This window comes from Nonomuraea sp. NPDC005983, from assembly GCF_040614375.1.
Lineage (GTDB): Bacteria > Actinomycetota > Actinomycetes > Streptosporangiales > Streptosporangiaceae > Nonomuraea.
Window position 1 is genome coordinate 55862 of sequence record NZ_JBEXUP010000041.1, and the last position, 7251, is coordinate 63112.

Genomic DNA, 7251 nt, shown 5'->3' on the forward strand with positions numbered 1-7251 from the left:
ATCGGGCAGGCGAAGGAAGACGCCCGGCTGAGGCGGCCGCCGGGCGCGGCTATCCGGTTCGCGTAATTGACTTTACTTTCCTGATCAATCTGCGGCTAAACCTTAAATGGATCTCAATTCGGTAAGCACCGCCGTCTTACCTTCAGTGCCAAAAATGGGTCTGCCATTTTATGGAACCAATACTGCAGACTGTGTCCCGTGGGTGCATCGGTGCTGCCGAGTGGACCGCCAACTGTTGATCAGGTGGCGGATCTCGTCGCGAAGGGAAGGGAGCGCGGAAGCGTAACCGTCGATGACGTCGCAGCCGCGCTTGACCGATCCGAGCTGCCGTCCGACGCGCTGGAGCGCGTCGTGCGGATGCTCGCCGAGAACGGTGTGGAGGTCCTCGAGCCCCAGGGCGACGAGGAGACCACCCGCGCCGATGAGGAGGATGTCGGCAAGCGGGCGCCGACCAGCGATCTGGTCCGTATCTATCTGCGGGAGATCGGCCGGGTGCCGCTGCTGACAGCCGAAGAGGAGGTGGAGCTCGCCAAGTCGATCGAGGCTGGCCTGTTCGCCGAGGACAAACTGGCCAGCGGGGTCTCACGGCTGGCCTTCCCGGAGTTCAGAGAGCTCGTCTGGCAGGGCACGCGGGCCAAACAGCGTCTCATCGAGGCCAACCTCCGGCTCGTGGTGTCGATCGCGAAGCGGTACGTCGGCAGGGGCATGCTCTTCCTCGACCTGATCCAGGAAGGCAACCTCGGGCTCATCCGCGCGGTCGAGAAGTTCGACTACACCAAGGGCTACAAGTTCTCCACGTACGCCACCTGGTGGATCCGGCAGGCCATCACCCGGGCGATAGCCGACCAGGCTCGCACCATCCGCATTCCCGTGCACATGGTGGAGACCATCAACAAGCTGGTCAGGGTGCAACGCCAGCTTCACCAGGACCTCGGGCGCGAACCCATCCCCGAGGAGATCGCCAAGGAGATGGACCTCCCCGTCGACCGCGTCGTGGAGATCCAGCGCATCGCCCAGGAGCCCGTCTCGCTGCAGTCGCCGATCGGCGAGGAGGACTCCGACCTCGGCGACTTCATCGAGGACGCCGACGCGGTCGTGCCCATGGAGGCCGCGGCCTTCATCATGCTCCAGGACCAGCTCGACGACATCCTGGCGACGCTGTCGGACCGGGAGCAGCGCATCATCCAGCTCCGCTTCGGCCTGGCCGACGGGCATCCGCGCACGCTGGAGGAGGTGGGCAGGGAGTTCGGGGTCACCAGGGAGCGGATCAGGCAGATCGAGTCCAAGACCCTGGCCAAGCTCCGCCACCCGACCCGAGCGCAGATGCTGCGCGACTACCTGGATTAGACCACCGCGCACGACGGCGGGCCTGGAGCGATCCCGGGCCCGCCGTCGCGTTTCCGCCATCGGCAGAGACATCCTCGGAGGCTTCGTCAGGAACAGCCCTCGAACTGGGGGACCGCGATGGTGCTCAGGTCGAGCCCCGAGGTGCCGAACCAGTGGTGCAGGAGCTTGCTGGCCGTTCCGTCCTGGTACATGTCGGTGATAGCGCGGTTGACCGCCTCACAGCCCTCGACGTCGCCCTTGCGCATGCCGACGCCCGTCCGCTGCTCGTTGAACTGGGCGTTCACCAGGCGCAGCCCGGAGCCGTCGCGCTTGGCGAGCCCCGCGAGGATCACGTCGTTCGTGGTGATGGCGTCCACCGTGTTGGACTTGAGCGCAGACAGGCAGGCCGCGTAGTCGCGTACCGGCACCACCTGGGCGGCCACCTTGCGCTCCTCCACGACCCGCTGCGCCGCGTTCGACCCCTGGACCTCGCAGATCCTGCGCCCCTTGAGGTCTCGCACGTTGTGGACGCCGCCCTCGTCGGGCCTGACCAGGATGTCCTGGTAGGAGATGTGGTACGGGCCGGCGAAGAGCACCTTCGCCTTGCGGTCCTCGCTGATCGTGTACGTGGCCAGCACCATGTCGGCCTGCCCGTTCACCAGGACCTTCTCCCGGTCCGCTGCCAGCACCTGGCGGAACTGGACGCCCTTGTCCAGCTTCTTGGCGATGTACTTGGCCACGTCGACGTCGAACCCCTCGAAGCCCCCCTTGGCGTTGCGGAACCCCACGGACGGCAGGTCAGGCCGGACCCCGATGACGATCGTGTCCTTGTCCATGATCGTGACCGGGCCCGAGGTCCCGCAGGCCGCCACCAGCAGCGCGGCGGCCAGGAGCGTCACCGGCAGGAGGCGCCTCATCTGTACTCCCTGAGTCGTGGCCAGACTCCTGCGATGACCAGGAGGCCGATGCCGGCGATCGCGAACGGGAGCAGGCGCCACAGGTTGTCCAGCGCCGACCCGCCCGAGGTGATGGCCTTGTCGAACACGGCCTCGTGCTGGTCCTCCAGCGCCATCAGCGCCTTGTCGTAGCCGTCGAAGGCGCTGCGGACGGCCCCCAGCCTGGCCGCCACCGCCTCTGTGGGCTTGCCCTGTGCCGCCAGGCTGCGGAAGGTGGTGTCGGCGTTCTGGAAGCGGGTGAAGGCGTCCAGGGCGCGTTGGCCGTCGGGGCCTGACAGTTCGGTGCCGAGCAGGCCCAGGTAGTCCTTCGAGCCCTGCGCGACCTTGGCGTGGTAGGTCTCCAGGTTGCCCGCCTCCAGGTAGATCACCCTCTGCGACTTGTCGAGGAAGGTGTGCTCGTAGGTGTCGGCGCGGCCGGTGTCGAGCAGGTAGCGGCTCTGGTCGCCCTGCATGCTGTTGCTGATCGCGCGGGCCTTGGCCAGCGTCAGCACCGAGTCGAAGCCGCTGCGCTTGGCCGTGCGCAGGTCGCTCTCGTCCTGGCTGAGCACCTTGACGCCGGCGATCAGCGCCACCGCGGTGACCGCCGTCGCGGCCAGCAGGGCGAGCGCGAAGACCCGGCGGAAGCGGCGCGCCAGGTAGAACTGCAGCCAGATCAGGCAGGCGAGCGCGAGCAGGCCCGCCACCGTGACCGCCGCTCTCAGGGCGGGCACCATGGTCTGCTTCTCGTCGTAGGTGCGGCGCACGATGGTGCCGCTCTCCAGGGTCAGGTTGTAGGCCTGCGGCAGCAGCACCAGTCGCATCAGGTCGGTGGCCTGCCGGTAGATGTCCACCACCGTCTTCGGCGGCGGCCCGGCCCGGTGGTCGGCCTGGGTGTCGAGCAGCAGCGCCTGCCCGGCCAGCCGCTCGTAGCGGCCGAGGCCGTCGAGTACCGACTGGACGGTCTGGCGGTCCGCCGGGTTGTCGCCGGCCAGCTCGAACGCCTTCATCAGCGCCTGGTTGGCCTCCGAGCGGCGCCGCTCGTACTGGGCGATGGCGGCCTGGCGCTGCTGGCCGTAGTCCCTGCCCATCAGCAGCGCGTCGGCGACCTGCGCGTCCATGTCGCTCAGGCCGAGGTAGAGCCCGGTGGTGGCGACGACCTGCGGGCCGGCGTCACGGCCGATCACCTGCAGGCCGTCGCGGGCGGTGCCGCTGCCCACCGCGAGCGCGGCGAAGAACAGGGCCAGCGCGGCGACCGTGACGCCCGAGACGACCCGGATGCGGCCGGGCACGTTCCGCTGTGCGGGCCCGGTGACCGGCACGTGCGCGGGGCGGGCCGCGACGGCGGTCACGGGGTGCCCTCGCGGATCGTGATGACCGTCCACGCGCCCAGGTGGACGCGGTCGCCGGCGCCGACGGGCACCGGCACGTTGACGGTGAGGGTCTTGCCGTTGACCCGCGTCCCGTTGGCGGAGCCCGGGTCGACCAGCGTCCACGAGCCGTCCTGCTGCGCGAGCAGGACGGCGTGCAGGTGCGACACCCCGGGGTCCTCGGGCGGCCCGGTCAGGTCGATCTCCGGCTGGACGCCGCGCGCCCGGCTGCGCCGCCCGATGCGCACCTGGTCGCCGGCGAGCGCGAAGGACCGCTGCGGGCAGTACGGCGGGAACGCCACCGCGCTCGCGTCGGGACCGCCTTCGGCGATCACCTCGTCGTAGTAGGCCCGGTCGGCGGCGGTGACCGCCTCCCACCGGACGCCCGCCACGGACGCGATGACGGGCCCGCTGGCACCGGTGTAGTCGTGGCCGCACACCTCGCAGAACTGCCCGGCGCGCGGTGCCTGGCAGATCGGGCAGCTATCCACCGCCGGCGTCGCCTCGGCCGGAGCGGCGGAGGCGGCCGGGGCGGCCGCCATCTGGGCGCCGCAGGTGTCGCAGTACTCGTCGTCGCCCGACGCGTGGCCCTGAGGGCAGGTCGCCATCAGCTGTCCTCCTCGCTCTTGCGGAGCCTGCTGGTACGGACCGAGCCGGTGTCGAGCTCGATCTCGTCGGCCTTGTCGACGTTGCTGCGCAGCCGGGCCGTGCCGCTGCCCGGGTCCACCTCGACGACCTTGTCGAGCAGCCTGGCGGTGTCGGAGCGTCCGGACTCGACGGCCAGCTCCCTGGCCTTGGCCAGGCGGGCGGTGGCCACGCCGACGTCGCCGGCCGCCCTGGCGCTCAGGCCGTCCTGGATCAGCTCGTGCAGCTCGGCCTGCCCGGTGTAGTGGGCGACCTTCCTGTTGATCTGCGTGGACTGGGCCAGGTCGTCGGTCCACTGGACGAGCACGTTGCCGCTGGCGAAGACCTCCTGGGTGTCGGGACGCAGCAGTTTGACCCAGCCCGCCCGGATCTCCTGGCCGATCTGGCCCTGCGGCACCTCCACGCACAGGTGGTATTCGCGGTCCTCCGCCCCCCACGAGCCGGTCGGGTAGTCGCCGGTCAGCGGGTTGACGTCGGTGCGCTTGCCGGTGAGGTCGAGCAGCGTGGGCGAGACCTGCTTGACGAACTTGAGCGTGGCGGTCTGCGGCACCCACACGCGCATGGCCAGCTCCGCCACGGTCTTGCTCATGGACGTCTGGGTGAGCTGGCGGAAGTACTCGGCCAGGTCACCCTGGTTCCTGACGAAGTCGAAGGTGCCGAGCAGCGCCTCGGCGACCTTCCGCAGCTCGGCGGGGACCCAGTCGTCGCCGACGCCGAGGCTGTCGCAGACGAAGGAGCCCTCGCAGGAGGCCAGCGCGGACGCGAACACGTCCTCCCGCTCGCCGTTCTGCCCGTCGGTCATCAGGATGGCGTGCCTGATCGCCTGGGGGTGCGCCGAGAGCAGGCGGCTCGCGAGCTGCAGCCACCGGCCGATCGCGGTGCCGCCTCCGGCACTGAGCCGCTTGATGGCCTGCTGGGCCTCCGAGCGGGTGGCGGGCGAGGCCTGGATGAGCTGGTCGCCGCGCGGGTAGATCACCTTGGCGGTTTCGGTCCCGGCGATGACCGCGAAGTTCACGCCGTCGCGCAACGTCTGGACGGCGGTGGCGGCGGCCTGCCTCGCGTCGCGGATCTTGGAACCGCTCATCGAGCCGGACGTGTCGATGATGATCACCTCGGCGGCCTGCGAGCTGGGCGCGGCGGCCCCGGTGACCGTCCCGGTGGACGTGATCGTGAGGATGGCGTGCACCTCGCGGCCGTCCAGCGGCAGGTACTTGTTCTGGTCGATGTGCAAGGTGAAGGTGGGCTGGTCACCCATGTGTGCCTCCAAGAGGAATCAGGACGATGGTCACGTTGTCGTGGCCGCCCGAGTCGAGCGCGTGGCGCAGCATCTCGCGGGCCATGTCGAGGGGGGTCCCGGACCGGGGGAAGGTGTAGCCGTCCAGGTAGCGCCAGAGGCCGTCGCTGCACACGAGCAGGTGGCCGGGCGCCTGCGGGGTGATGACGCGGACCCGCGGCCTGACGTCGCCCGCGTCGGCGCCGAGCCAGGACGTGATCTCGCCGGTCGGGGCGGCGTCGTCCTCGGTGAGCAGCACGCCGTCGGGCAGCCAGTAGGCGCGGCTGTCGCCCGCCCAGCCGAGCGTGATCCGCCCCTGCTCGACCACGGCCGAGACGTACGTGCAGGCGGGGGAGTCCTCGACGGAGGTGGCCAGCTTGGCGACCGCCTGGCGGGCCAGCTCGAACGCCTCCTCCGAGGTCGCGCCGCGCGCCAGGGCGGAGGACGCGGTCTCCGTCGCCACGGACGCGGCCTCGTCGGCGCGCGGCGAGCTGCCGACGCCGTCGCAGACCACGGCCACCGTGCTTGTCACCGTGCCCGCCGCTGTGCTTGTCACCGTGCCCGCCACCGTGCCCGCCACTGTGCCCGCCGCGGTGGACAGCAGCGCCATCGCGTCCTCGTTGCGGACGCGGCGCAGGCCCCTGTCGGTGACCCCGGCCGCGCCGCCGTCCAGTTCCAGCTCGGCGTGGTCTCTGCCGGTGGGCTGGCGCAGGCCGCAGTGCTCGCAGTAGCCCTCGGCGTCCACGGCCGCCGCTCCGCAGGACGCGCAGGTGGGGGAGCTGAGCGAGTGCCCGCACGCCTCGCAGAAGAAGTCTCCGAACAGGACGGGCGCCTGGCAGACGGGGCAGTTCACAGCCACGTCCTGGGGCGGACGGCGTTGGCCTGGTCGACCAGGGCGTGGCGCTCCTGCCGGGTGTCGGCGGCGACGGCGAGCCTGCGGAAGAGCGTCTCGAGCCGCTTGCGCACTCCCCGCTCGGTGAACTCGGCTCCGGCCAGATCGAGGTCCGGGGGCGCGCTACCGTGCTCCTCCAGCCAGCTCAGGGCGGTCTCCAGCAGCTCCGCGGTCAGGTGCTCGCGGCGGCGCGCGTCGAGGTCGGTCAGGTCCGCGAGCCGGTCGGCGGAGGCCGTCAGCTCGCCGTGCGTGAGCGTCTGGAGCTGCGACTGCCTGGCGACGGCGGCCACCATCGCCTGCTGGGCGGCCAACCGGTGGCTGGACGAGGTCGGCACCTCGTCCAGCACCCCCATACGGCCCGCCCTGGCCAGCCCGAACGCGGCGCTGACGTAGGAGTGGTCGGTGCGCCACACGCTCTCGTACCAGCCGGTCGCGTCCTGGCCGGCGCACTCCAGGGCGAAGGCCAGGGCCAGCTTGGGCGCGCACTCGCCGGGCAGCAGCGAGAAGGACGCGTCGAACAGCGGCACCGCCGTGTCCACGTCCCCGCAGGCCAGCGCGTGCACCCCGCGGTACCAGGTGACCCGCCAGTCGCCGGGCAGCGCCGCGTCGGCCTCGTCGAGGGCGTCGGCCGCGTCGGGCGAGGCCTGCTCGGCGAGCAGCCTGGCCAGGGTCAGCCGGGTCTCGGGGGTCCGCGGCATCGCCGCCACCTCCGTGACGAGCTGCTGCGGCCTGCGTCCGACCAGACCCGCCAGCGCGCCGGCCGCCGGGTCCTCCGGGTCGGCCAGCGGCACGGGCAGCGCGGTCACGGCCGCC

The 7251-nt window shown here is 71.2% G+C and carries 7 protein-coding genes; 1 reads left to right on the plus strand and 6 read right to left on the minus strand.

The window, feature by feature from the left end; translation table 11 throughout:
- Positions 1 to 243: 243 nt before the first annotated feature.
- Positions 244 to 1347, plus strand: a complete 1104-nt coding sequence (gene rpoD / locus ABZ297_RS19810) for an RNA polymerase sigma factor RpoD (protein ID WP_355347813.1) — start codon at positions 244 to 246, stop codon at positions 1345 to 1347.
- A gap of 86 nt (positions 1348 to 1433) precedes the next feature.
- On the opposite strand, the gene ABZ297_RS19815 is transcribed toward rpoD, so the two are convergent.
- The 6 genes from ABZ297_RS19815 to ABZ297_RS19840 all read right to left on the minus strand — a co-directional run.
- Positions 1434 to 2243, minus strand: coding sequence for a glutamate ABC transporter substrate-binding protein (locus tag ABZ297_RS19815; RefSeq protein ID WP_355347816.1), 810 nt, complete (start codon positions 2241 to 2243; stop codon positions 1434 to 1436).
- On the minus strand, positions 2240 to 3610 hold the full coding sequence (locus ABZ297_RS19820; protein ID WP_355347818.1) for a hypothetical protein: 1371 nt from the start codon (positions 3608 to 3610) through the stop codon (positions 2240 to 2242). Before ABZ297_RS19820 ends, ABZ297_RS19815 begins: the two co-directional genes overlap by 4 nt.
- The gene (locus tag ABZ297_RS19825) at positions 3607 to 4236 is read right to left on the minus strand and encodes an FHA domain-containing protein (RefSeq protein ID WP_355347821.1); all 630 of its coding nucleotides are present in this window, start codon (positions 4234 to 4236) and stop codon (positions 3607 to 3609) included. Before ABZ297_RS19825 ends, ABZ297_RS19820 begins: the two co-directional genes overlap by 4 nt.
- Positions 4236 to 5528: a VWA domain-containing protein gene (locus tag ABZ297_RS19830; protein ID WP_355347823.1), complete on the minus strand. Its 1293-nt coding sequence runs from the start codon at positions 5526 to 5528 to the stop codon at positions 4236 to 4238. Before ABZ297_RS19830 ends, ABZ297_RS19825 begins: the two co-directional genes overlap by 1 nt.
- Entirely contained in the window at positions 5521 to 6399 is an 879-nt protein-coding gene (locus ABZ297_RS19835) for a protein phosphatase 2C domain-containing protein (RefSeq protein WP_355347826.1), read from the minus strand. Before ABZ297_RS19835 ends, ABZ297_RS19830 begins: the two co-directional genes overlap by 8 nt.
- A partial coding sequence (locus tag ABZ297_RS19840) for a tetratricopeptide repeat protein (RefSeq protein WP_355347829.1) occupies positions 6396 to 7251 on the minus strand: 856 nt, incomplete at its 5' end. The genes ABZ297_RS19835 and ABZ297_RS19840, both read right to left, overlap by 4 nt.